Below are 23913 nucleotides of genomic sequence, written 5' to 3' on the forward strand. Positions count from 1 at the left end.
CGATGGTACTGCACTCGGGAGGGTGTGGGAGAGTAGGACACCGCCGGACAATCTTCCAGTCAGGGCCACCCTTCGGGGTGGCCCTGACTGCGTTTCCAGGCTTGCTTTTGGCGCCCCGAGGGGCGCCGGCGGTCACCGGTGCTGGATGCCCTCGCGAAGCTCGCGGAACAGGGCCGCCGAGTCGTCCACGGACCGGCCCGGGAACATCCCCATCACCACGCTGCCGTGGTCGGCCCAGCCACAGACCGCGAAGTCGCCGCCGTCCCCGCTGGTCGTGCCGCACTTCATGACGCCGCCCAGGCTGCCGGCGGCCACTTCGCGCACGCCGGTGACCTTGCCGGTCTCGTCGGCCATCAGCCCGAAGAGGCTGTCCAGGTCCCGCTCCGGCTGCCAGAGCAGGGTGGTGCCGCCGAAGAGGAGCACCGACCGCTTGGCGTCCGCCGGGTCGGTGTAGACCGTGCCGAAGCTGCGGTCCAGCTCGATGTCGGCGGCGAATCCGTCGCGCAGATAGTCGGCGGTGCTGCGGGCCCGGTCGCTGTCGTCCCGGGTGAGCCCGGCCACCGTGGCCGGCGTGCTCAGCTCGGTGTCCTTCTCCGCCAGCACCCGCCAGCCGCCGAGGCCGAGGGCCCCGGCGCCGGCCAGCCCGACCACCAGCGCGGCCGCGAGCGCGATCTTCCGCCGCCGGGAGACGGGGCGTCGCTCGGGCTCCAGTGCCGGGTCGCGGCGGCTGAGCCGGATCGGCTCGTCGGTCAGGTCGACCGGCTCGGGACCGTCGTCGACCGGACGCTCGGTGAGATGCGCGTCGGACATGTCCGCCACCGTACGCGAACTAACAGGTGGCGCACGTCGGGTCTCCGAAAGCGCTCCGTAGACTTTCAGGGTGACCGAGAGACTGGATGCCCCGCGCCCCGACGCCCCGACCCTTGCCGGCCAGTACCAGCCCGGCGAGGTAGAGCAGCGACGGTACGAGCAGTGGGTAGCCGCCGGCCACTTCCGGGCGTCGGCGCAGAGCGACAAGCCCCCCTTCACCATCGTCATCCCGCCGCCGAACGTCACCGGCTCGCTGCACATGGGGCACGCGTTCGAGCACACCCTCATGGACGCGCTGAACCGGCGTAAGCGGATGCAGGGCTACGAGGCGCTCTGGCTGCCCGGCATGGACCACGCCGGCATCGCCACCCAGAACCTGGTCGAGCGGCAGCTCGCCGGCGAGGGGCTGTCCCGGCACGACCTGGGCCGGGAGAAGTTCGTCGAGCGGGTCTGGCAGTGGAAGGCCGAGTCCGGCGGCGCCATCCTGGGCCAGATGCGCCGGCTCGGCGACGCGGTCGACTGGGACCGCGAGCGCTTCACCATGGACGAGGGCCTGTCCCGGGCCGTCCAGACCATGTTCAAGAAGCTCTTCGACGACGGGCTCATCTACCGGGCCAACCGGATCATCAACTGGTGCCCGCGCTGCCTCACCGCGCTCTCCGACATCGAGGTCGAGCACACCGACGACGAGGGCGAGCTGATCTCGATCCGCTACAGCGACGAGGTGGTGGTGGCCACCACCCGGGCCGAGACCATGCTCGGCGACACCGCGGTCGCGGTGCACCCGGACGACGAGCGCTACCGGCACCTCATCGGCACCGAGGTGGCCCTGCCGCTCACCGACCGGCGGATCCCGATCGTCGCCGACGAGCACGTCGACCCGAGCTTCGGCACGGGCATGGTCAAGGTGACCCCGGCGCACGACCCCAACGACTTCGAGATCGGCCAGCGGCACGATCTGCCGCAGCTGACGATCATGGACGAGCGCGGCATCATCACGGCGCCGGGCCCGTTCCAGGGCCTGGACCGGTACGAGGCCCGCCCGGCGATCGTGGCGGCGCTGCGCGAGCAGGGCCAGATCGTCGCCGAGAAGCGGCCGTACGTGCATGCGGTGGGGCACTGCTCCCGGTGCAAGACCACGGTCGAGCCGCGGCTGTCGCTGCAATGGTTCGTCAACACCGCCCCGCTGGCCAAGGCCGCCGGCGACGCGGTGCGCGACGGCCGGGTGAAGATCGAGCCGGCCGAGCTGGCCAAGCGCTACTTCGCCTGGGTCGACAACATGCACGACTGGTGCATCTCCCGGCAGCTCTGGTGGGGTCACCGCATCCCGGTCTGGTACGGCCCGGACGGCGAGATCGTCTGCGTCGGACCCGACGAGGAGCCGCCGACCGGCGACGGCTGGCGGCAGGACGAGGACGTCCTGGACACCTGGTTCTCCAGTGGCCTCTGGCCGTTCTCCACGCTCGGCTGGCCGGAGCGCACCCCGGACCTGGCGAAGTTCTATCCGACCAGCGTGCTGGTCACCGGCTACGACATCCTCTTCTTCTGGGTCGCCCGGATGATGATGTTCGGCCTCTACGCCATGGACGGCGTGCAGCCGTTCGACGTGGTCGCCCTGCACGGCATGGTCCGCGACGAGCACGGCAAGAAGATGTCGAAGTCGTTCGGCAACGTGGTCGACCCGCTGGACTGGATCGACCGGTTCGGCGCCGACGCCACCCGGTTCACCCTGGCCCGGGGCGCCAACCCCGGTCAGGACGTGCCGGTGAGCGAGGAGTGGTGCCAGGGCTCTCGCAACTTCTGCAACAAGCTCTGGAACGCCACCCGGTTCGCGCTGCTGAACGGCGCGCACACCGACGGGCCGCTGCCGGCCCCGGCCGAGCTGTCGACCGTCGACCGGTGGATCCTCTCCCGGCTGGCGCACGTCACGGCCGAGGTGGACGAGCAGTTCGAGGCGTACGAGTTCGCCAAGGTCTGCGACCTGCTCTACCACTTCGCCTGGGACGACGTCTGCGACTGGTACGTGGAGCTGAGCAAGCCGGTGCTCGCCGAGGGCGGGCCGGCCGCCGACGCCACCCGCCGGGTGCTGGGGCACGTGCTGGACCAGCTGCTGCGGCTGCTGCACCCGGTGATCCCGTTCGTCACCGACGAGCTGTGGACCGCGCTCACCGGCGGCGAGACGGTGATGACCGCCGCCTGGCCGGTGGCCGACCGTACCCTGGTCGACGACGCCGCGGAGGTCGAGGTCGGCACCCTCCAGCGGGTGGTGACCGAGATCCGGCGGTTCCGTTCGGACCAGGGGCTGCGCCCGACGCAGCGGGTGGCGGCCCGGCTCGACGGCCTGGCCGGCGCGGGCATCGCGGCGCACGAGCCGCTGGTCCGCTCGCTGGTCCGGCTCGACGCGCCCGGCGACGACTTCCAGGCCAGCGCCACCCTCGCCATGCCGGGCGAGGTCAGCGTCGCGCTGGACACCCGGGGTTCGATCGACGTGGCCGCCGAGCGGGCCCGACTGACCAAGGACCGGGCGGCCGCCGAGAAGGAGGCCGCGCAGGCGCAGGCGAAGCTCAACAACCCGGCGTTCGTCGGCAAGGCGCCCGAGCCGGTGGTCGCCAAGATCCGCGAGCGGCTGGCGGTGGCCGAGGCGGACCTGGTCCGGATCGACGCCGCCCTGGAGGCGTTGCCAGCGTGAGCGCGAGGAGTGAGCCGGGGTTGCGAGCCCCGCAGTCGCGAACGAAGGGTGAACTCGCGTGACCGACCGCACCGAATTCGCCGAGGTGGAGGCCGCGCTCAACGCGCGCGGCTTCACCCGCATGCACTTCGAGCTGGAAAAGATCGAGAGCCTGCTCGACCTGCTCGGCAGCCCGCAGCGGGCGTACCCGTCGATCCACCTGACCGGGACCAACGGCAAGACCTCGACGGCCCGGATGATCGACTCGCTGCTGCGGGCGTTCGGGCTGCACACCGGCCGCTACACCAGCCCGCACCTGGAGACGGTCCGGGAGCGGGTCAGCCTGGACGGCGAGCCGGTCAGCGAGGACCGCTTCGTGGCCACCTACCGCGAGGTGGCGCCGCTCGCGGAGCTGGTCGACCAGCGCTCGGCCGAGCCGCTGACCTACTTCGACCTGACCACCGCGCTGGCCTTCGCCACCTTCGCCGACGCCCCCGTCGACGTGGCCGTGGTGGAGGTGGGGCTCGGCGGCGCCGAGGACGCCACCAACGTGATCCAGGCCGGGGTCGCGGTGATCACCCCGATCGGGCTGGACCACACCGAGTGGCTCGGCGACACCATCGAGGACATCGCGCTGCACAAGGCGGGCATCATCCACTCCGGCGCCACCGTGATCGCGGCGGCCCAGGAGGAGGAGGCGGCCCGGCCGATCCTGGAGCGCTGCGCCGAGGTGGGCGCCACGGTCGCCCGGGAGGGCGCCGAGTTCGGCGTGCTGCGCCGCGCGGTGGCGGTCGGCGGCCAGGTGCTCACCATCCAGGGCCTCGGCGGGGTGTACGAGGAGATCTTCATCCCGCTGCACGGCGCCCACCAGGCGCAGAACGCCGCCGTGGCGCTGGCCGCCGTGGAGGCGTTCCTCGGCGCGGGCGCGCGGCGGCAGCTCGACATCGAGGCGGTCCGGGAGGGCTTCGCGGCGGCCAGCTCGCCGGGCCGGCTGGAGAAGGTGCGTACCGCCCCGACGATCCTGCTCGACGGCGCGCACAACCCGCACGGGATGGCCGCCACCGTCACCGCGCTCCAGGAGGAGTTCGCGTTCAGCAAGCTGGTCGGCGTGCTCGCCGTGCTCGGCGACAAGGACGCGGCCAGCCTGCTGGAGCTGCTGGAGCCGGTGCTCGACTCGATCGTGGTCACCGCCAACAGCTCGCCCCGGGCCATGCCCGTCGACGAGCTGGCCGCGCTGGCGCGGGAGGTCTTCGGGCCGGACCGGGTGCAGGTGGCCGAGGAGATGCCGGACGCCATCGAGTCGGCCGTCGCCGAGGCCGAGTCCGACGTGCCGGGTGAGCTGGCCGGCGTGGGCGTGCTGATCACCGGATCGGTGGTGACCGTGGCCGACGCCCGCCGGCTGCTCAAGCGATGACCGGCCCGGTGGACGAGCGCCCCGGCGAGGGCGCCCCGGCCGAGGGCGCGCAGACCGGGGGCGCCCCTGCCGACGGCGGCGGGCCGCGCCGCTCCGGGCTGCGCAACCCCGACAAGGCGGTCCGTGGCCTTGGTGCCGGCACGCTCGCCCTGGAGGCGCTCGTGCTGCTGCTCGCCATCCAGCCGATCCGGGTGGTCGGCGGTGACCTGAGCGGCGCCGCCATCGCCGCGATCGTCGCGCTGGCCGTCGCCTGCGTGCTGCTGGCCGGCCAGATGAAGCGGCCCTGGGCCTGGCACGCCGGCACGGTCCTGCAGGGCCTGCTCCTGCTCGCCGGGCTGCTGCACTGGTCGCTGTTCGCCCTCGGCGTCATGTTCGCCCTGGTGTGGGCGTACGCGCTGCACGTGCGGCGGGTCATCCTCGGCTGAGCCGCCCCGCCGCCGGGGTGCGGCGGGGCTCAGGCGTCGGCGAGGGTGCGCCACTGGGTGAGCGCCACCCCGTGCCCGTCCGGGTCGCGGAAGGCGGCCGCCCACACCTCCAGCTTGGTGCCCCGGTTGACCACCCGCGGGGCGTAGGTGAACCGGACGCCCGACCGGCGCAGCCGCTGGTACGCCGCCTGGATGTCGTCGACCTCGAGGTTGACGTGGACCAGCCGGCGGCTGATCGGGGCGGCCCCGGTCACCCGGCGCAGCACCAGGCGGGTCGGCCCGGAGGCGAGGACGGCGTTGCCCTCGCCCCGGTCCAGCTCGGTGAAGCCGAGGTCCCGGTAGAAGCCCAGGGACCGGTCCAGGTCGGTGACGAGCAGGGTGATGCCGACCCCGCTGATGGGGCTGGCCACCTCGGCCGGCTCCTCGTCGCCGGCCGGGCCGAAGATCGCCTCGTCCAGCTCCTCCGGGGTGGGCGGCGCCTCGCCGGCCGGCTCGTCCAGCGGGACGTCGATCGGGTCCACCGGCACGGTGTCGAAGCGCTCCTCGGCCGGCGGGCGGGGCGCCGGCGCGCGGCGGGGCAGCGGGCCGCCCGTGGTCGGCTCGACCAGCTGCCCCTCCAGCACGACCCCGCCGCCGGGGCGCTGGCGCAGCACCACCGGCTCGCGCTCCTCGGGCAGCACGGTGAGGTCGTCGAGGAGCGGGTCCGGCGCGGGCGGGAAGTCGTCGCGGAAGTCGTCCTCCGGGGCCCGGTCGGCCCACGGCGGGGCCTCCTGCCCGATCAGCACCTCGTCGACCGGCTCCGGCTCGGCGTACTCGGGTGGGAGGTCGGCCACCGCGGCGGCGGTCTCGGCGTGGGTGGGCACCTCGTCCCAGAGGACGCGGACGTGCCGCTGGTCGTCCAGGGCCACCCGGACCGGCAGCGCCTGGCCGAGCGACGGCCACTTGGCGACCGGGACCCGGGGCTCGATGATCTTCTTGGACCGGGGCGGCAGGCCGGGCGCGTCGATCACCAGTTGCAGCTCGCAGCGGCCGAAGGCGTACTGGGTGGGCGGCTCGGAGGCGCTGTGCACGTGACCCAGCCCGACCACCCAGGTGCGGCCGCCGCCGCGGACCGTGGCCAGGGCGATCGCGAGCACCAGCAGGGCGACGCCGAGCGCCACGATGGCCCAGCTCGTCATGCCCAGCCCGAAGAGGATCACGAACGTGGCCACGGTGCCGAGCACCGCGCCGATCAGCTTGCGTACCGGCGCGATGGGTCGGTTCCCGCCATTCGCCACAGTGGACCTCCCAGGGGTTCCAGGGCCAGGCTAGGCCGCCGCGGCGAGCCAGGGAAGGAGCAGCCGCCGCACCGGCGCCGGGACCGGGTCGCTACGCTGACCGTACCCAGCCCGACCCGGTTCCGCGCACAGGAGGAAACCAGCGTGTCCAGCAGCAGCCCGGACGAGCGGACGCTCGTACTGATCAAGCCCGACGCGGTCCGCCGCGGTCTGGTGGGGGAGATCCTCGCCCGTTTCGAGCGCAAGGGCCTGCGGATCGACGCGCTGGTGACCCGCACCATGGACGGCGACTTCGCCGACCAGCACTACGCCGAGCACGTGGACAAGCCGTTCTACCCGCCGCTGAAGGCGTTCATGACCGGCGGTCCGCTGGTGGCCCTGGTGCTCTCCGGCGACCAGGTGATCGAGGTGGTCCGCGGGATGATCGGCAGCACCGACGGCCGCAAGGCCGCCGCCGGCACCATCCGCGGCGACTTCTCCCTCTCCAACCGGGAGAACCTGGTGCACGCCTCCGACTCGGTGGACAGCGCCAAGCGCGAGATCGCCCTCTGGTTCCCCGAGCTGGGCTGACCCGGCTTCCGACGGCCCCGGTTCCGCACGTGCGGGCCGGGGCCGTCGCGCGTGCTCAGCCCGGCACGCCGAGCAGTTTGTCCGGGTTGCCGATCAGGTAGAAGCCGGTGATCCGGCCGTCGGCAGCGGCCACGGAGAGGGTGTAGCGGGCGCCGGGCCAGGTCAGCAGCAGCGCGGGCGCGCCGTTGAGCTCGACCAGGGTGCCCCGGACGTCGGGGTGGCGCTGGTGGTACAGGCCGGCGAAGAAGCGGGCGATCCGGTCCGCCCCGTGGACCGGGTTGCGGGCCGCGGAGACTCGGCCGCCGCCGTCGTTCCACGCGGTGGCGTCGGCCGCGACCAGGTCGGTCAGCCGGGCCAGGTCGCCGTCGCGCGCCGCGGCCAGGAAGGCGTCGAGCAGCCGCCGCTGCTCGGCCGCGTCGGCGGCGAACCGCCGCCGCCCGTCGGCGAGCCGGGCGACCGCGCGGTGGTGCAGTTGCCGGCAGTCCGCCGCGGAGCGGTCCAGCAGATCGCCGATCTCGGCGTACGGCAGGGCGAAGGCGGTGTGCAGCACGTACACCGCGCGCTCCGGCGGGGTGAGCCGCTCCAGCAGGTGCAGCAGGGCGGTGGAGAGCGTCTCGCGCTGCTCGACCGTCTCCAGCGGGCCGAACGGCGACGGGTCGGTCGGCACCGGTTCGGGCAGCCAGGGCCCGACGTACGTCTCCCGGGCGGCCTGCCGGGCCCGCAGCCGGTCCAGGGACAGCCGGGTGACCACCCGGGACAGGTAGCGCCGCGGCTCGGCCACGCTGTCCCGGTCGACGGCCAGCCAGCGCAGGTACGCCTCCTGGAGCACGTCCTCGGCGTCGTGCAGGCTGCCCAGCAGGCGGTACGCCAGCCCGAGCAGCATCGGCCGGTGCGCGGTGAGCGCACCGGCCGCCTGCGCCGCCGCCGAGGAGGAGGTCACACCTCGACCGGCGGCTCGGTACGGGTGCTCACCGAGATCCGGTTCCACACGTTGATTGTGGCGATCGCGATCAGCAGATCGGCCAGTTCCTTCTCCGACCAGACCTTCGCGGCGGCGTCCCACACGTCGTCCGGCACGCCGTGCTCGCCGAGCCGGGTCACCGCCTCGGTGAGCGCCAGCGCGGCCCGCTCCCGCTCGTCGAAGAACGGCGCCTCGCGCCATGCCGCGACGGCGAACAGCCGGCGGCTGGACTCCCCGGCCGCCAGCGCGTCCCGGCTGTGCATGTCCACGCAGAACGCGCAGCCGTTCATCATCGACGCGCGCAGCTTGACCAGCTCCAGAACGGTGTGGTCCACGTTCTTCTGGACGTACTTCTCCAACCCGAGCACCGCCCGGTACGCCTCCGGCGCCACCGCCGCCGTGTCCATCCGGCTCATCGCCGCCTCCTTCGTCTCGTCCGTACGCCCACACGACGGATCCGGCCCGGGGCGGTGTGACGGCGCGGGGGTGTGACGGTGGTCATGGGAGACCGGTGCCGGGTTTCGACAGCCGTCGTTGAGGTGCCGGTCACCTCGCTCGGCACCCCCGGTCACGTCCGCCCGGTAGACCGGCCTGGCGACTTGTCGAACCGGGAGGATCCATGACGCAATTCGATCGACGTACGCTGCTCCGCGCCGGCCTGGTCACCGGCGCCGGTGTCGCCGGCGGCGCCCTGCTCGGCGCGCCCGGCGCGCTCGCCGCCCCCGCCTGGCGGCCGGCCGGGCGACCGCTGCTCACCCACGGCGTGCAGAGCGGCGACGTGACCGCCGACTCGGCGCTGGTCTGGACCCGCGCGGACCGGCCCGGCCGGATGCTGGTGGAGCTGAGCCGGCGGCCCGACCTGCGCGGGGCGCGCGTGGTGCGCGGCCCGGTGCTCGACCCGAGCGGCGACTTCACCGGCCGGGTCCGGCTGCGCGGCCTGCCGACGGGCGAGCGGCTCTACTACCGCGTCCGGGTGGAGAGCCTGGACCGGCCCGGCCTGTGCAGCGAGCCGCTGGCCGGCTCGTTCGCCACCGCCCCGGGACGGCACCAGCGCCGGGACGTGCGGTTCGTCTGGACCGGGGACATCGTCGGGCAGGGCTGGGGGATCAGCCCCGACTTCGACGGCATGGCCATCTTCCGGTCGATGCGCGAGCGCCGCCCCGACTTCTTCCTCTGCAGCGGCGACACCGTGTACGCCGACGGCCCGCTCACCGAGAGCGTCACGCTGCCCGACGGCCGGGTCTGGCGCAACCTGGTCACCCCGGAGAAGAGCAAGGTCGCCGAGACCCTGGCCGAATACCGCGGGCAGTTCGCGTACAACCTGCTCGACGAGCACCTGCGGGCGTTCGCCGCGGAGGTGCCCCAGGTCAACCAGTGGGACGACCACGAGGTGCTGAACAACTGGTACCCGGGGGAGATCCTCGTCGACGACCGGTACACCGAGAAGCGGGTCGACGTGCTCGCCGCCCGGGCCCGGCAGGCGTTCCACGAGTGGGTTCCGGCCCCCGCCGACGGGCCGCTCTACCGCAAGCTGTCGTACGGGCCGCTGCTGGACGTGTTCGTCCTCGACATGCGCACGTACAAGGACCCGAACGACGGCAACACCTACGCCGACCCGGGTCGCGGCCTGCTCGGGCGGGAGCAGCGGGAGTGGCTGGTCCGCGAGCTGACCCGGTCGACGGCGACCTGGAAGGTGATCGCCAACGACCTGCCGATCGGCGTGGTGGTCCCCGACGGCCCCACGGCCCAGGAGGGCGTCGCGCAGGGCGACCCGGGTGCGCCCGCCGGCCGGGAGTTGGAGTTCGCCGAGGTGCTCCGGGCCACCCACCGGGCCGGCGTGACGGGCATGGTCTTCCTCACCGCCGACGTGCACTACACCGCCGCCCACCACTACGACCCGGCGCGGGCGGCGTTCGGCGAGTTCACCCCGTTCTGGGAGTTCGTCTCCGGCCCGGCGCACGCCGGCGCGTTCGGCCCGAACGCCCTGGACGGCACGTTCGGCCCGCAGGCCGTCTTCGTGCACGCCCCGCCCCGCGCCAACACCTCCCCGGCCGAGGGCTTCCAGCACTTCGGCGAGGTCGCCATCGACGGCGAGACGGCCGCCCTGACCGTCCACCTCCGCGACCGCGCCGGCGCCTCCCTCTGGACCACCACCCTCCCCGCCCCCACCCACTGACCCCCGCCTGCCCCGCCCCCCCGCCCCGCGCCCGCGTCGATCATGAGGTTGACGGCGATGTGGATCTCCGTAGCTGCCGCCAACTTCATGATCAGCGGGGTGGGTGGGGGTTACATGGTGTCCAGGGAGGCGCGGCGGCGGGACTCGGCCTCGAAGACCTTGAGGAGGACCGCGGCCAGGACCGCGTACCCGAGTCCGACGGCGGCCTCGGCGGCGAGTGCCGGCGCGGCCGCCGCGAAGCCCTCGCCGGCCACCAGTTGGCGGGCGGCCCGGGCGGCGTGGGTGATCGGCAGGCCCTCGCCCACCGCGCGCATCCAGCCGGGCAGCCCGGCGGCCGGCACGTTCACGCCGGTGAGCAGGAGCAGCAGCGCCACCGAGACGTTGGAGACCACCCAGACGTCCCGGAACCGCAGCCCGAGCGCACCCAGGGTGAGGCCGAAGAAACCGCAGGACAGCGCCGCCACCGCCAGGGTGGCCAGCAGCGCCGGCAGGGCCTCCGGCGGCACCCGCAGGCCGAGCAGGAGCGCGCCGACGGTCAGCGTGCTCACCGCGATGAGCAGGCCGTTCCCGGCGTACGGGAGGACCCGGCCGAGGAAGACGGCGGTGCGGCTGCGCGGGGAGAGCAGCACGTGCCCGAGGGTGCCGAAGCGCCGCTCGTTGGCGACCGCCATGGTGCCGCCGAAGACGCAGGAGAGCGAGGCAGCGAGCACCGCGTTGCCGACGATGTAGAAGCGGTCGTCGGCGACCCCGAGCTGCCGGCCCAGGTAGGCGAAGAAGAGCAGCTGGAAGATCGGCCCCACCAGCAGCGAGCCGATGAACATCGCCGGGGTGGTCCAATTGAACAGAGCCCGGTAGGCGATCACGCCGCCGGTGCCGATCAGCCGGAAGAGTGCCATCGTCGTTCTCCTCAGGCCAGCGCGAGGGTCGCCGCGGCGCGGGCCCGTCGCTCGACGTACGTCATCATCAGGGCGCCGGTGGCCAGGCAGCCGAGGCTGATCGCCAGGCAGATGCCCAGGGACGGCCACACCGGGCCGCCGCTGGCCGCCTCGTGCACCGCCCGGGCGCCCCAGGTGGTGGGCAGCGCGGCGGCGATCGGGCCGGTCCAGCCGGGCAGCACCGTGAGCGGCACCAGCATCCCGGAGACCAGCCAGATCGGATACTCCAGCGTGTTGGCCAGCGCGTTGGCGTTGCGCATCAACACGAACGTGCTGGCGAGCAGCAGGCCGAACATGCCCAGGCCGAGCACGCAGCCGGGCGCCGCGACCAGGAAGCGCAGCGGGTGCGCGAAGGTCAGCGGCACGCCGTAGAGCAGCCGGCCCCAGAGCAGGGTGGCGAGCATGGCGTAGGTGCCGGTGACCGCGGTGGACAGCGTGATCGGGAAGATCACCAGCGCGGGCGGGCGCGGCGCCAGCATGAGCATCTCCAGGGTGCCCTGCCAGCGCTGGTTCTGGATGGCGCCGCCGGACCCGAAGAGCACCGACGACCAGACCCCCATCAGCCCGGCGCCGACCGCGGCCTCCAGCAGCCGGCCCGGCTCGCCGCCGGCCCGGAAGAGGTACACCGCCAGGGTCGCCTGCACCACCGGCACGATCAGCGCGGTCGCGATCTCGAACGGGGAGCGGCTGAGCTGCTTGGTGTGCAGCAGCGCCCCCACCCCGATCATCCGGAGCAGGCTCACGCGGCCACCGCCTCGACCGGGCGGGCCGGGGTGTCGACCCGGTTGACGATCGCCACGTACGCGTCCTCGAGCGTGGGCTGGCGGGCGGCGACCCGCCCCAGCCGTACGCCGTCCAGCTCGCGCAGCACGTCGGCCTGCACGTCCACCCCCGCGTCGGACTGCACGGTCAGCACCTGCGCCGCGCCGGTGACCGTCACACTCGCCTCGCGTACCCCGGGCAGGGCGTGGATGGCGGCGAGCTGGGCGTCGGCCACCCCGTACGCCTCGACCTCCAGCACCTGCCGGCCGTCGGCGTGCCGCCGCAGCTCGGCCGGCGTGCCGAGCGCCTGGATGGTGCCGTTGGCGATCACCGCGATCCGGTCGCAGAGTTCGTCCGCCTCGGCCATGTAGTGGGTGGTCAAAAGCACCGTGGTGCCGGTGGCGGCCAGGTCGGCGACGGTCTGCCGCAGCTCCCGGGCGGCCACCGGGTCCACCCCGATCGACGGCTCGTCGAGGAAGAGCACCCGCGGCCGGTGCAGCAGACCTCGGGCGATGTGCAGGCGCTGCCGCATGCCCCGGGAGTAGCCCTCCACCCGCTCGCGCTCCCGGCCGGCCAGCCGGACCAGCTCCAGCAGTTCGGCGATGCGCCGCTGCTGTTCCCGCCCCGGCACGCCGTACAGCTCGGCGAAGTAGCGCAGGTTGTCCAGGGCGGACAGCCGTTCGTAGAGGCCGCGGTCGCCGCCGAAGACGTACCCGATGCGGCGGCGTACCTCCCGGGTCTCGGTGACCACGTCGTGGCCGCAGATCAGCGCGCTGCCGGCGGTCGGGATCAGCAGCGTGTTCAGCAGCTTGATGGTGGTGGTCTTGCCGGCGCCGTTCGGTCCGAGCAGGCCGAACAGCTCCCCGTTGCCGACCGTCAGGTCGACGCCGCGGACCGCTTCCACCTCCCGGCGCTGGGGTCGTAGCCATCCCGTCCGGGTGCGGTAGGTGCGCCGCAGCCCGACCGCCTCGATCGCGTATTCGCTCATGCCGGCTCCACCGCACCGAGCCGGATGATTCGCTCGCTTCGCTCGCTCATGGCCGCGAATCTAGGGACGGCCGGCGGGGCGGGAAAACGAATTCGGCGCCGGCCGAATCCTCAGGCGGAGGCGGTGTTCGGCTCGGCCCCGATCAGGCTGACCAGGGCCAGGCCGGCGGGCTCCAGGCCGTACAGGACGCGCCTGCCCACCCGGCGGCGGTGCACCACACCGGCGGTGAGCAGCGCGGCGAGGTGTTCGGAGACGGTGCTCGGGGCCAGACCGAGGGTGGCGGCCAGCCCGGCGGTGGTGGCCGGCCGGGCCAGCGCCCGCAGCAACTGGGCCCGGCCCCGGCCGACCAGGATCGCCAGGCGGTCGGTCCCGGGAGCGTCCGCAGCCGGGGTGGGCCCGCCCTCGGCGAGCACGACTGCCCCGCGGGCCTGATAGGAGACCGCGACGATCTCCGGATGGTCGGTGGAACAGGCCAGTGCGCCCCGGGAGAAGATGAGCGGGATCAGCAGCAGCCGCTGGTCCACCGCGTGGAAGCTCTGCTCCAGGGGTTTGACCAGGGTGAGCACCGGCTCTTCCCAGCGCACCCGCTCGTGCAGGTCGGCCAGGAGCGCGCCCGGGCCGTCGGCGGCGAGTGCCCGGGCCCGGTGCAGCACCTCCTCGTCCAGCGCCGCCCGCATGACCGGCCACCACGGCGCGATGGCCGCGTCCCAGTACGCCTGGATGCCGCCGGCGAGCCGGTCCAGCGCAGCCCGCCGGTCGGTGACGAACGGGCGCAGCCAGTCCGGCAGGTCGTCGGGGTCGTGGTAGCGGGGGATCTGCTCGGCGATCACCTCGGCCGGGGTCGCGCGCAGCACGGCCAGCTCCTCGGCCAGGGTGGGGGCCGGCGACGGCGGGACCGGGGTGAGGAAATCCGGTGCCCGGTCGTCGGCGGTGAGCAGCCGGGCCGGTGCCGTCTCCGGCACCTCGGCCAGCACCCGGCGGGCGTGCCGGGCCCAGCTGGTGTACGGCCAGGGCACCTCCTCCGGGTGGCGCTTCAGCACGTAGAGGCTGGTCATCACCTCCCAGAGCGGGATGGTGGCGATCCGGGTGCGGGCCAGCGTGGGCTCGTCCAACTCGATCCGGATCACCCGGGCAGCCTAGCCGCGCACCCGAGGCCGCCCGGCCTCCCCGCGGCTCCGCGTGAGCGGGTCGACCCGGGCCGATACTCGGGGGCGGGACGGGGGGCGGGTCGAGTACGCTTGACGGACCAGGCGACGACCCGGCCATCACCGGCGAGCCTCCGGAAGAACAGCCGGGTGACCGGCCCAGTAGAACCGGACGGGACCGGCCCGTCACAGCCGGCCAACGAGCGGGCGGTCGCACCTCGACCGCCAAGCGGGGTGGTACCGCGGGCCTTGCCCCGGTGCGCCGGTCACGGCGTACCGGAAAAGGCTCGTCCTCGCAGACCCACACTGACATGTGAGCTGCTGAGGAGAGCGACCCCCGATGGCCTATCCGTTGCACGACCCGACCGCCGGCGGCGTCCCGGCGAGCCCGGACCTGCCCGCGGTCGAGCGCCGGGTCCTGGAGCACTGGACGGCCGACAAGACCTTCGAGGCGTCGGTGGAGGCCCGGCCCGCCGGGGAGGACGGGAAGAACGAGTTCGTCTTCTACGACGGCCCGCCCTTCGCCAACGGCCTGCCGCACTACGGCCACCTCTTCACCGGCTACGTCAAGGACCTGGTGCCGCGCTACCAGACCATGCGCGGTCGCCACGTCGAGCGCCGGTTCGGCTGGGACTGCCACGGCCTGCCGGCCGAGGTGGTGGCCGAGAAGCAGCTCGGCATCACCACCAAGGCGGAGATCCTCGACCTCGGCGTGGCCCGGTTCAACGAGGCCTGCCGCACCTCCGTGCTGGAGTTCACCCAGGACTGGGAGCGGTACGTCACCCGGCAGGCCCGCTGGGTCGACTTCGCCAACGACTACAAGACGCTCGACCTGGACTACATGGAGAGCGTCATGTGGGCCTTCAAGACCCTGCACGACAAGGGTCTGGTCTACGAGGGCTTCCGGGTGCTGGCCTACTGCTGGCGGTGCGAGACCCCGCTGTCGAACACCGAGACCCGGATGGACGACGTCTACAAGGACCGGCACGACCCGACGCTCACCGTCTGGTTCGAGCTGACCGCGGACGAGTCGGCCCCCGAACCGGTGCGCGGCCCGGTGCGGCTCGGCGTCTGGACCACCACGCCGTGGACCCTGCCGTCGAACCTGGCGCTCGCCGTCGGCCCGGACATCGAGTACGCCGTGCTGGAGCGCGACGGGCAGCGCCATGTCGTCGGCGCCGCGCGGCTCGGCGCGTACGCCAAGGAGCTGGAGGGGTACGAGCAGGTCGGCACCGTGTACGGCCGGGACCTGGTCGGGCGCCGCTACACCCCGCTCTACGACTTCCTGGTCGAGCAGGCCGGCGAGAACGCCTACCAGGTGCTCGGCGCGGAGTTCGTCACCACCGAGGACGGCACCGGGATCGTCCACCTGGCCCCGGCCTTCGGTGAGGACGACCAGAACACCTGCAACGCGGCCGGCATCCCGACCGTCGTCACGGTCGACGACCACACCCGGTTCACCGGGCTGGTCCCGCCGTACCAGGGCGAGCAGGTCTTCGACGTGAACAAGCCGGTGATCCGGGAGCTGAAGGAGCGGGGGGTGGTGCTGCGGCAGGACACCTACACCCACTCCTACCCGCACTGCTGGCGCTGCGACACCCCGCTGGTCTACAAGGCGGTCTCCTCCTGGTTCGTCGCGGTCACCCGGTTCAAGGACCGGATGGTCGAGCTGAACCAGCAGATCAACTGGACGCCGGGGCACATCAAGGACGGCTCGTTCGGCAAGTGGCTGGCCAACGCCCGGGACTGGTCGATCAGCCGGAACAGGTTCTGGGGCTCGCCGATCCCGGTGTGGAAGTCCGACGACCCGAACTACCCGCGGGTCGACGTGTACGGCTCGCTGGCCGACATGGAGCGCGACTTCGGCGTACGCCTGACCGACCTGCACCGGCCGGCGGTGGACGACCTGGTCCGCCCCAACCCGGACGACCCGACCGGGAAGTCGATGATGCGCCGGGTGCCGGAGGTGCTGGACTGCTGGTTCGAGTCCGGCTCGATGCCGTTTGCCCAGGTGCACTACCCGTTCGAGAACCGCGAGTGGTTCGAGCACCACTACCCGGGTGACTTCATCGTCGAGTACATCGGACAGACGCGTGGCTGGTTCTACACCATGCACGTGCTGGCCACCGCGCTGTTCGACCGGCCGGCGTTCCGCAACTGCCTCAGCCACGGCATCCTGCTCGGCTCCGACGGGCGCAAGATGTCCAAGAGCCTGCGCAACTATCCGGACGTCTACCACGTCTTCGACTCGTACGGGTCGGACGCGATGCGCTGGATGCTGATGTCCTCGCCGGTGCTGCGCGGCGGCGACATGGCGGTGACCGAGACGCTCATCCGGGACGCGGTGCGGCAGGTGCTGCTGCCGCTCTGGAACGTCTGGTACTTCTTCTCGCTCTACGCCAACGCCGACGGGTACACCGCGAAGCGGCGGGTGGATTCCACCCACCTGCTCGACCGGTACGTGCTGGCGAAGACGAACGAGCTGGTGTCGACGGTCCAGGGGCAGCTCGACGCGTACGACATCTCGGGCGCCTGCGCCACCGTCCGGTCCTACCTGGACGCGCTGACCAACTGGTACGTGCGCCGCTCGCGGGACCGGTTCTGGGCGGGCGACGCGGACGCGTTCGACACGCTCTGGACGGTGCTGGAGACGCTCTGCCGGGTGGTGGCGCCGCTGGCGCCGCTGACCGCGGAGGAGATCTGGCGCGGGCTCACCGGCGAGCGGTCGGTGCACCTGGCCGACTGGCCGTCGGCCGAGGAGTTCCCGGCCGACCACGAGCTGGTGGCCGCCATGGACAACGTCCGGGCGGTCGCGTCGGCGGCGCTGTCGCTGCGCAAGGCCAAGGGGCTGCGGGTCCGGCTGCCGCTGTCGAAGCTGACCGTGGCCTCCCCGGTCGCGGCCCAGCTGCGGCCCTTCGCCGACCTGGTCGCCGACGAGGTCAACGTCAAGGCGGTGGAGATCACCGACGAGGTGTCGGCCTACTGCCAGCAGGTGCTGACCGTGGTGCCCCGGGCGCTCGGCCCGCGGGTCGGCAAGGCGGTCCAGCAGGTGATCAAGGCGGTCAAGGCGGGGGAGTGGGAGCTTCACGACGGCGCCCCGGTCGCCGCCGGGATCACCCTGGCCGAGGGCGAGTACGAGCTGCGCCTGGTCGCGGCCGACGCCGAGCACTCCGCGCCGCTGCCCGGCGGCGAGGGTGTGGTCGTGCTGGACACCGAGGTCACCCCGGAGCTGGCCGCCGAGGGGCTGGCCCGGGACGTGGTCCGGGTGGTGCAGCAGGCCCGCCGGGACGCCGACCTGGACGTCTCGGACCGGATCGTGGTGGCCGTCTCCGCCTCGGAGGAGGTCCGCGCGGCGGTCGCCGCGTACCGCGAGTTCGTGGCCCGGGAGGTGCTGGCCGACACGGTCGACTTCGCCGAGGGCGTCGACGGCTTCGCCGGCGAGGTCGGCGAGGGCGAGCGGGTGACGGTGGCCGTCCGGCGGGTATGAGGTTCTGATGGCGGGTCCGGCGGCGTCCGCGCCGCCGGACCACCCCGCGGACGGCTGACCACCCGATCCACCGGGTGTCGACCCGTCCGCTACCGTGACAGCGCCTGTTCGCGTACGACCGCCGGAGGACCCGTGCCCCTGCTCTACACCATCGGCAAGCTCACCGTGGCGCCCGCGCTCCGGTTGGCCTTCCGTCCGCACGTGGAGGGGTTGGAGCACATTCCGGCGACCGGCGGCGCGATCTTCGCCGGCAACCACCTCTCCGTGGCCGACGAGCTGCTGCTCGGCACGGTGGTGCCCCGGCACCTGGCCTTCTGGGCCAAGGCCGAGTACTTCACCGGCACCGGCGTGAAGGGCGCATTCTCCAAGTTCGTGCTCACCGGGCTGGGCGCCATCCCGGTCGAGCGGGCCGGCGGGCGGGCGGCGCTGTCCGCGTTCGACGCCGCCATCCCGGTGCTCAAGGCCGGCGACCTGGTGGCCGTCTACCCGGAGGGGACCCGCTCGCCCGACGGCCGGCTCTACCGGGGGCGGACCGGCGCGGCCCGGCTGGCGGTGGCGGCCGGAGTGCCGATCATCCCGGTCGGCGTGACCGGCACGGACAAGGCCCAGCCGATCGGCACCCGGGTGCCCCGGCCCGGGCGGGCGGAGATCAGCATCCGGTTCGGCAAGCCGCTGGACTTCACCGGCCGGTCGGACGACCGCACCTCGCTGCGGGAGATGACCGACGAGATGATGGCCGAGATCCAGAAGCTCACCGGCCAGGAGTACGTGCCGCGCTACGCCCCGAAGCGCGTCGAGCCCACCGCCGACCCGACGGCCTGAGGCGTCACGGCGGGTCGCCGCCGCGCCGCCGCTCCTGGGCGACCACCGCGTCCACGTCGCTGAGGCGGGCCAGCTGCTTCATGGTCCGCGCCATCCGCGCGCTCCGCGGAATCCGGCTGCGGTTGCCGGCCAGGAACGCCCAGTGGCCGGCGGTGAACGGGCAGGCGTCCTCGCCGAGCCGCTTGCGCGGGTCGTAGCGGCAGCCGCCGCAGTAGTCGCTCATCCGGTTGATGTACGCGCCCCCGGCGACGTACGGCTTGGTGGTCATCCGGCCCAGGTCGGCGTACTGGCTCATGCCGACGACGTTGCCGGTCATCACCCACTCGTAGCCGTCGACGAACCGGGTCTGGAACCACTCGGCCAGCTCCGACGGGCGCCAGCCGCGCTGGAGGGCGTAGTTGCCGAGCACCATGAGCCGCGGGATGTGGTGCACCCAGCCCCGGTCGCGGACGCCGGTGAGCACGTCCCGGAGGCAGTGCGCGTCGACCGCGTCCGCGTCCAGGTCCCGCCACCAGTCCGGCAGTGACCGGCGGGCGTCCAGTTCGTTGCTGTTCCGCCAGCCCTGCTCGAAGTACCAGTAGGTGTGCCAGATGTAGTCCCGCCAGCCCATCACCTGCCGGACGAAGCCCTCCACCGCGGCCAGCGGCGCGCCCTGTCGTCGGTAGGCATGCTCGGCGCCCCGGACCGCCTCCATGGGATCCAGCAGGCCCAGGTTGAACGAGGACGACAGCGTGCTGTGCGCCAGCCACGGGTCGGTGGAGAGCATGACGTCCTCGTACCGGCCGAACGCGGGGAGCCGGTGCTCCAGGAAGTGTTGGAGCCGGGACGTCGCCTCCCTGCCGGTGGCCGGGAACCTCCGCGGCCCGTCCCGACCGGTGAACCGGATGCCCTCCCGTGCCCAGCGGTCCAGGTCGGCCCGGACCTCCGCGTCGATGTCGTCCTCCTTCGGCATCGGCGGGGCGGGCACGTCGACCTTGCCGTCCTTCGGCGGCGGGTCGCGGTTCTCGGTGTCGAAGCTCCACCGGCCGCCGACCGGGTCGTGGCCGTCCAGCAGCACCCGGTGGTGCTCCCGGGCGAACCGGTAGAACGCCTCCATCCGCAGCGAGCCCCGACGCCCGTCGGCCCAGTCGGCGAAGTCCTCCAGGCTGGTCACGTAGCCCCGGGCCGGCAGCACGGTGACCCGGTCGAGCTTCCGGACGAACTCCAGCGCCCGCCGGGAGGTGGGATGGCAGACCTCCAGCGGCTCGCGGACCTGCTGCAACGCCTCCCCGTACGTCTCGCCGCGCAGGAAGATCGCCTGGTCGCCCAGCTCGGCGGCGCGGTGCCGGAGCGCGGAGAGAATCAGGTGGGCCTTCTGCCGGTGGTGCACCCGGCGCCGGAAGACGGCCTTGGACTCGATCAGGAGAACCGGCTGCTTCCGCTCGTCGAGGAAGTGCGGCCCCAGCTGGTCAGCGAAGAGCCAACGCCGCGACATGTCCCGATTGTCACCCCTCGGGCTGATCCGGCCTCGCGGGAAACGGAACCTTTACGTGTTCGATACGTTGCGAACGGTGACGATCGCTCAGGACTGCTTGGGGATCACCACCTGCTGGCGCAGGTCGTCCAGCAGCCGGCCGCTGTCCTCCACCGACAGCCGGGTGAAGACGCCGGTGGCCAGGCTGCCGTGGTCGACGGAGGTGCACACCACCACCGTGTCACCGTCGGCCCGGCCGACCGCGCAGCGCTCGTACCGGCCCCGGACGCCGGTCTCCACCGGCACCGAGGGCTTGAGGGCGTACCGGTCGGTGAGGCGGTCGAGCTCGGCCTGCGCGTCGGCTTCCGGGCTCAGCCGGAACCCGGTGCCGCCGAAGAGGGTGACCCGCTTGCCGTCGCCCGTGGTGTAGATGCCCGCGAAGGTGTCCTCGGCGAGCAGGTGCGCCTGGCGTACCTGCGACTTCAGTTCCTCGGCGGCGGCCTGGCTGCGCTCGTCCTGGCGCAGCCGCATCGAGCCGAGCTGGTCGGGCAGGCTCGCGCTCGCCGGGTACTGGGCGGAGAGCGGCTGCGCCCACCAGAGCGGCACGCCGCAGCAGCAGGCGACGCTGAGCAGCAGCACCCAGGGCCAGCGGCGCCGGCGGCGGACCGGCACGGCCACGTACCCCTTGGGTGGCCGCCACCCCGGCGGCGCGGTAGCCGGCGGCGGGGTCTTCCCCCGGCGCTGCTTCGGCGGCGCGGGCGGGGGCGGCGGCGACACCGGCGGGGCGACCGGCGGGGTCGGGGCGACTGGCCGGGGGCTGACCGGCCGCGGGCTGAGTGGTGGCGCGGCGGCGATCGGCGGGGCGGGGTAGGGCGGGGTCTGCGCCGGTGGCGGGTGCGGCACCGGGTAGGGCGCCGTGTAGGGAAGCGTCGGCGGCAGCGCCGGGAAGTCGGCGGAGTGCAGGTCCCAGCCGGTGGTGTCCACGCCCGCCCACGGGTCGACCGGCACCTGGTGCTCCGGCGAGTCGGCCGGCGGCGGCGGCGTGGGCTCGGCCGACTCGCCCCAGGCGCGCTTGCGCGGCGGCGGGGGCGGGACCGCGGCGGAACCGCTCCAGCGGGGCGCGGGCGGTTCGGCCTGGGACTCGACCCGGGTGGGGTCGGTGCGCTGCTCGACGCGGGTGGGGTCGGGGCGGGGCGCGAGCGGGGCGGAGCCGCCGGCGCGGGCGGGGCCGGTCACGGCGGCGGAACCGCGGGCGGGATGAGCGGGCGAGACCGGGGTGGGGTCCGGGTCCGGGGCGGCCGCGGGCTCGGGCTGGGCCACGGCGGCGGGCTCGACCTCCGGCGCTGCCTGCGCCTCGGGTTCCGCCTCCGGGGCGGCCTCGGCCTCGGTGTCCCGCGTCGCCTGCGCCTCGAGTTCGGCCCGCGCCTCGGGTTCGGCCTGCGCCTCGGGTTCGGCCTGGGCGGTGGCCTGGCTCTGCGAAACGGACTCCGCCTGCGCGGCGGCCTCGGCCGGTGGGGTCGGCTGCGGGTCGGCCGCGGTGGGCTCGGCCTCGGCGCTCGGCGTGGCGGGCTCCGGCAGCGCGGATTCCGACGAGGACGACGCGTCCGTCGTGGTCGGGGCCGTGGGGTCGGCCTGCGGTGGAACGTCGACCGGCGACCCGGTGACCGCCGGACCCCCGTTCCGGCCGGTGGCCGGGGTGCCCCCGTCGGCCGGCCGGTCCGCCCCCGGCTGCGGCTGCGACATCGCGGCAATCTCCTCTCGCGCCCGTAGCGAGGTTAGTACCGCCCCGCCACCCCCGACGAATCCGCCGGCACCGCCCGCCTCCCACCCGCCGCCCGGTGTCGATCAAGAAGTTTGCGTCCGGATCGGGCGGAGGCGGGACCAAACCTCTTGATCAACCGCCCGGGGGAGGCTTCGTCGCTGGTCGGGCCGGGCCGGTGAGGGTAGCGGTGCGGCGTGGTGGGCGGCGGGGGACCGCGTACCCTTGGGCATCATGAGTGCCCCGTCGACGACGCCGCGCCCGGTCGCGGCCAATTCCGTTTGGCCCCGGCTGGAGCCGCTGCTGCCCCAGGTGACCAAGCCCATCCAGTACGTCGGTGGCGAACTGGGCGCGGTGGTCAAGGACTGGGACGCCGCGACCGTCCGGTGGGCACTGATGTACCCCGACGCGTACGAGGTGGGCCTGCCCAACCAGGGCGTGCAGATCCTCTACGAGGTGCTCAACGAGCTGCCCGACGTGCTCGCCGAGCGGACGTACGCGGTCTGGCCGGACCTGGAGAAGCTGATGCGCGCCCACGGCGTGCCGCAGTTCACCGTCGACGCGCACCGGGCGGTGCGCGACTTCGACGTGTTCGGCGTCTCCTTCTCCACCGAGCTGGGCTACACCAACCTGCTCACCGCGATCGACCTGGCCGGCATCCCGCTGCTCGCCGCCGACCGCACCGAGGCCGACCCGGTGATCGTGGCCGGCGGGCACGCCGCGTTCAACCCGGAGCCGATCGCCGACTTCATCGACGCCGCCGTGCTCGGCGACGGCGAGGAGGCGGTGCTGGAGATCACCGCGATCGTCCGGGACTGGAAGGCCGAGGGCTGCCCGGGCGGCCGGGACGAGCTGCTGCTGCGGCTGGCCCGCACCGAGAGCATCTACGTGCCGCGCTTCTACGACGTCGACTACCTGCCCGACGGCCGGATCCAGCGGGTCGTGCCGAACCGCCCCGACGTGCCGTTCCGGGTGCACAAGCGCACGACCATGGACCTGGACGCCTGGCCGTACCCGAAGAAGCCCCTCGTGCCGCTGGCCGAGACGGTCCACGAGCGGTACGCGGTGGAGATCTTCCGCGGCTGCACCCGGGGCTGCCGGTTCTGCCAGGCCGGCATGATCACCCGCCCGGTGCGGGAGCGCTCGATCACCACGGTCGGCCAGATGGTGCAGCAGGGGCTGGAGTTCTCCGGCTTCCACGAGGTGGGCCTGCTGTCGCTGTCGTCGGCCGACCACTCCGAGATCGGCGACATGTGCTCCGGCCTCGCCCAGCAGTACGAGGGCACCAACGTCTCGCTCTCGCTGCCGTCGACCCGGGTGGACGCCTTCAACATCGACCTGGCCCAGGAGCTGTCCCGCAACGGGCGGCGGACCGGCCTGACCTTCGCCCCGGAGGGCGGGTCGGAGCGGATCCGCAAGGTCATCAACAAGATGGTGTCGAAGGAAGACCTGATCCGTACGGTCGTCACCGCGTACACCAACGGCTGGCGGCAGGTGAAGCTCTACTTCATGTGCGGCCTGCCCACCGAGACCGACGAGGACGTCCTCGAGATCGCCGACATGGCGCACGAGGTCATCCGGGCCGGCCGGGCGGCGACCGGGTCCAAGGACATCCGCTGCACCGTCTCGATCGGTGGCTTCGTGCCGAAGCCGCACACCCCGTTCCAGTGGGCCGCCATGGAGCGGCCGGAGGTCATCGACGGCCGGCTCCGGCTGCTCAAGCAGGCCATCAACAGCGACCGCTCGCTGGGTCGGGCGATCGGCTTCCGCTACCACGACGGTGAGCCGTCGCTGATCGAGGGCCTGCTGTCCCGGGGCGACCGCCGGGTCGGCGCGGTGATCCGCAAGGTCTGGGAGGACGGCGGCCGGTTCGACGGCTGGAGCGAGCACTTCTCCTACCGGCGCTGGGTGGACGCGGCGGCCGAGGTGCTGCCGTCCTTCGGGGTGGACCTGGACTGGTTCACCACCCGGCAGCGCGACGAGCTGGAGGTCCTGCCCTGGGACCACCTCGACTCGGGCCTGGACAAGGACTGGCTCTGGCAGGACTGGCAGGACTCCCTCGCCGAGTACGAGCAGGACGACTGCCGCTGGACGCCCTGCTTCGACTGCGGCGTCTGCCCGGCCATGGACACCGAGATCCAGATCGGCCCCACCGGCAAGAAGCTTCTGCCGTTGACCCCGGTCAACGGGCTGAAGCTGCCCACCGGCGCCCAGCACTAGCGGCAACGACGCACACCGGAGCGCGGGATCCCCTCGGGGTT

18 protein-coding genes are annotated in these 23913 nt (G+C 73.3%); 8 read left to right on the top strand and 10 right to left on the bottom strand.

The genetic code is table 11. The annotated features are described in order from the left end of the window. Positions 1–132: 132 nt before the first annotated feature. Positions 133–810 carry a hypothetical protein gene (locus tag ABZV78_RS14680; RefSeq protein ID WP_355638722.1) on the bottom strand — a complete coding sequence of 226 codons (678 nt, stop codon included), beginning with the start codon at positions 808–810 and terminating at the stop codon, positions 133–135. A 70-nt stretch (positions 811–880) separates the two neighbouring features. Between ABZV78_RS14680 and ABZV78_RS14685 the strand changes: the two genes are divergently transcribed. From ABZV78_RS14685 to ABZV78_RS14695, 3 genes are read left to right on the top strand one after another with little or no spacing between them, the layout of a single operon-like run. Then, on the top strand, positions 881–3499 hold the full coding sequence (locus ABZV78_RS14685) for a valine--tRNA ligase (protein WP_355638724.1): 2619 nt from the start codon (positions 881–883) through the stop codon (positions 3497–3499). 58 nt (positions 3500–3557) lie between these two features. After that, positions 3558–4892, top strand: coding sequence for a folylpolyglutamate synthase/dihydrofolate synthase family protein (locus tag ABZV78_RS14690; RefSeq protein WP_355638726.1), 1335 nt, complete (start codon positions 3558–3560; stop codon positions 4890–4892). Further along, complete coding sequence (locus tag ABZV78_RS14695; RefSeq protein WP_355638728.1) at positions 4889–5317, top strand: DUF4233 domain-containing protein; 429 nt, start codon at positions 4889–4891, stop codon at positions 5315–5317. Before ABZV78_RS14690 ends, ABZV78_RS14695 begins: the two co-directional genes overlap by 4 nt. A gap of 29 nt (positions 5318–5346) precedes the next feature. Here the strand turns inward: ABZV78_RS14695 and ABZV78_RS14700 are convergent, their stop codons facing one another. Next, positions 5347–6594: a VOC family protein gene (locus ABZV78_RS14700; protein WP_355638730.1), complete on the bottom strand. Its 1248-nt coding sequence runs from the start codon at positions 6592–6594 to the stop codon at positions 5347–5349. A gap of 144 nt (positions 6595–6738) precedes the next feature. Here ABZV78_RS14700 and ndk point away from each other — a divergent pair, with 144 nt between their 5' ends. Further along, positions 6739–7164: a nucleoside-diphosphate kinase gene (gene ndk, locus ABZV78_RS14705; protein ID WP_355638731.1), complete on the top strand. Its 426-nt coding sequence runs from the start codon at positions 6739–6741 to the stop codon at positions 7162–7164. Positions 7165–7219: 55 nt separating this feature from the next. Here the strand turns inward: ndk and sigJ are convergent, their stop codons facing one another. After that, positions 7220–8104, bottom strand: a complete 885-nt coding sequence (sigJ, locus tag ABZV78_RS14710) for an RNA polymerase sigma factor SigJ (RefSeq protein WP_355638733.1) — start codon at positions 8102–8104, stop codon at positions 7220–7222. Then, complete coding sequence (locus ABZV78_RS14715) at positions 8101–8541, bottom strand: carboxymuconolactone decarboxylase family protein (RefSeq protein ID WP_355638735.1); 441 nt, start codon at positions 8539–8541, stop codon at positions 8101–8103. The genes sigJ and ABZV78_RS14715 overlap by 4 nt, the downstream gene beginning before the upstream one ends. Positions 8542–8744: 203 nt before the next feature. On the opposite strand from ABZV78_RS14715, the gene ABZV78_RS14720 reads away from it, so the two are divergent. Further along, entirely contained in the window at positions 8745–10301 is a 1557-nt protein-coding gene (locus tag ABZV78_RS14720; RefSeq protein ID WP_355638737.1) for an alkaline phosphatase D family protein, read from the top strand. Positions 10302–10411: 110 nt separating this feature from the next. Here the strand turns inward: ABZV78_RS14720 and ABZV78_RS14725 are convergent, their stop codons facing one another. From ABZV78_RS14725 to ABZV78_RS14740, 4 genes are all read right to left on the bottom strand, one after another. Then, the gene (locus ABZV78_RS14725) at positions 10412–11197 is read right to left on the bottom strand and encodes an ABC transporter permease (protein WP_355638738.1); all 786 of its coding nucleotides are present in this window, start codon (positions 11195–11197) and stop codon (positions 10412–10414) included. 11 nt (positions 11198–11208) lie between these two features. Beyond that, positions 11209–11979: an ABC transporter permease gene (locus ABZV78_RS14730; protein WP_355638740.1), complete on the bottom strand. Its 771-nt coding sequence runs from the start codon at positions 11977–11979 to the stop codon at positions 11209–11211. Further along, on the bottom strand, positions 11976–12986 hold the full coding sequence (locus ABZV78_RS14735) for an ABC transporter ATP-binding protein (RefSeq protein ID WP_355638742.1): 1011 nt from the start codon (positions 12984–12986) through the stop codon (positions 11976–11978). Before ABZV78_RS14735 ends, ABZV78_RS14730 begins: the two co-directional genes overlap by 4 nt. Positions 12987–13096: 110 nt before the next feature. Continuing rightward, the gene (locus tag ABZV78_RS14740) at positions 13097–14113 is read right to left on the bottom strand and encodes an ArsR family transcriptional regulator (RefSeq protein WP_355638744.1); all 1017 of its coding nucleotides are present in this window, start codon (positions 14111–14113) and stop codon (positions 13097–13099) included. A 358-nt stretch (positions 14114–14471) separates the two neighbouring features. Here ABZV78_RS14740 and ileS point away from each other — a divergent pair, with 358 nt between their 5' ends. Both ileS and ABZV78_RS14750 read left to right on the top strand, forming a co-directional pair. Further along, positions 14472–17618 (top strand): isoleucine--tRNA ligase, encoded by a 3147-nt coding sequence (gene ileS / locus ABZV78_RS14745; RefSeq protein WP_355638746.1) that lies wholly within the window; start codon positions 14472–14474, stop codon positions 17616–17618. A 132-nt stretch (positions 17619–17750) separates the two neighbouring features. Next, positions 17751–18440 (top strand): lysophospholipid acyltransferase family protein, encoded by a 690-nt coding sequence (locus ABZV78_RS14750; protein WP_355638748.1) that lies wholly within the window; start codon positions 17751–17753, stop codon positions 18438–18440. Between the two features lie 4 nt (positions 18441–18444). Here the strand turns inward: ABZV78_RS14750 and ABZV78_RS14755 are convergent, their stop codons facing one another. Continuing rightward, positions 18445–19914, bottom strand: coding sequence for a cryptochrome/photolyase family protein (locus ABZV78_RS14755; protein WP_355638750.1), 1470 nt, complete (start codon positions 19912–19914; stop codon positions 18445–18447). Between the two features lie 87 nt (positions 19915–20001). Next, positions 20002–21636 carry a hypothetical protein gene (locus tag ABZV78_RS14760; protein ID WP_355638752.1) on the bottom strand — a complete coding sequence of 545 codons (1635 nt, stop codon included), beginning with the start codon at positions 21634–21636 and terminating at the stop codon, positions 20002–20004. A 250-nt stretch (positions 21637–21886) separates the two neighbouring features. On the opposite strand from ABZV78_RS14760, the gene ABZV78_RS14765 reads away from it, so the two are divergent. Continuing rightward, on the top strand, positions 21887–23872 hold the full coding sequence (locus ABZV78_RS14765; protein ID WP_355638754.1) for a TIGR03960 family B12-binding radical SAM protein: 1986 nt from the start codon (positions 21887–21889) through the stop codon (positions 23870–23872). Positions 23873–23913: the final 41 nt, after the last annotated feature.

Origin of the sequence: Micromonospora sp. NPDC004540 (assembly GCF_040610095.1) — a bacterium.
Classification (GTDB): domain Bacteria; phylum Actinomycetota; class Actinomycetes; order Mycobacteriales; family Micromonosporaceae; genus Micromonospora.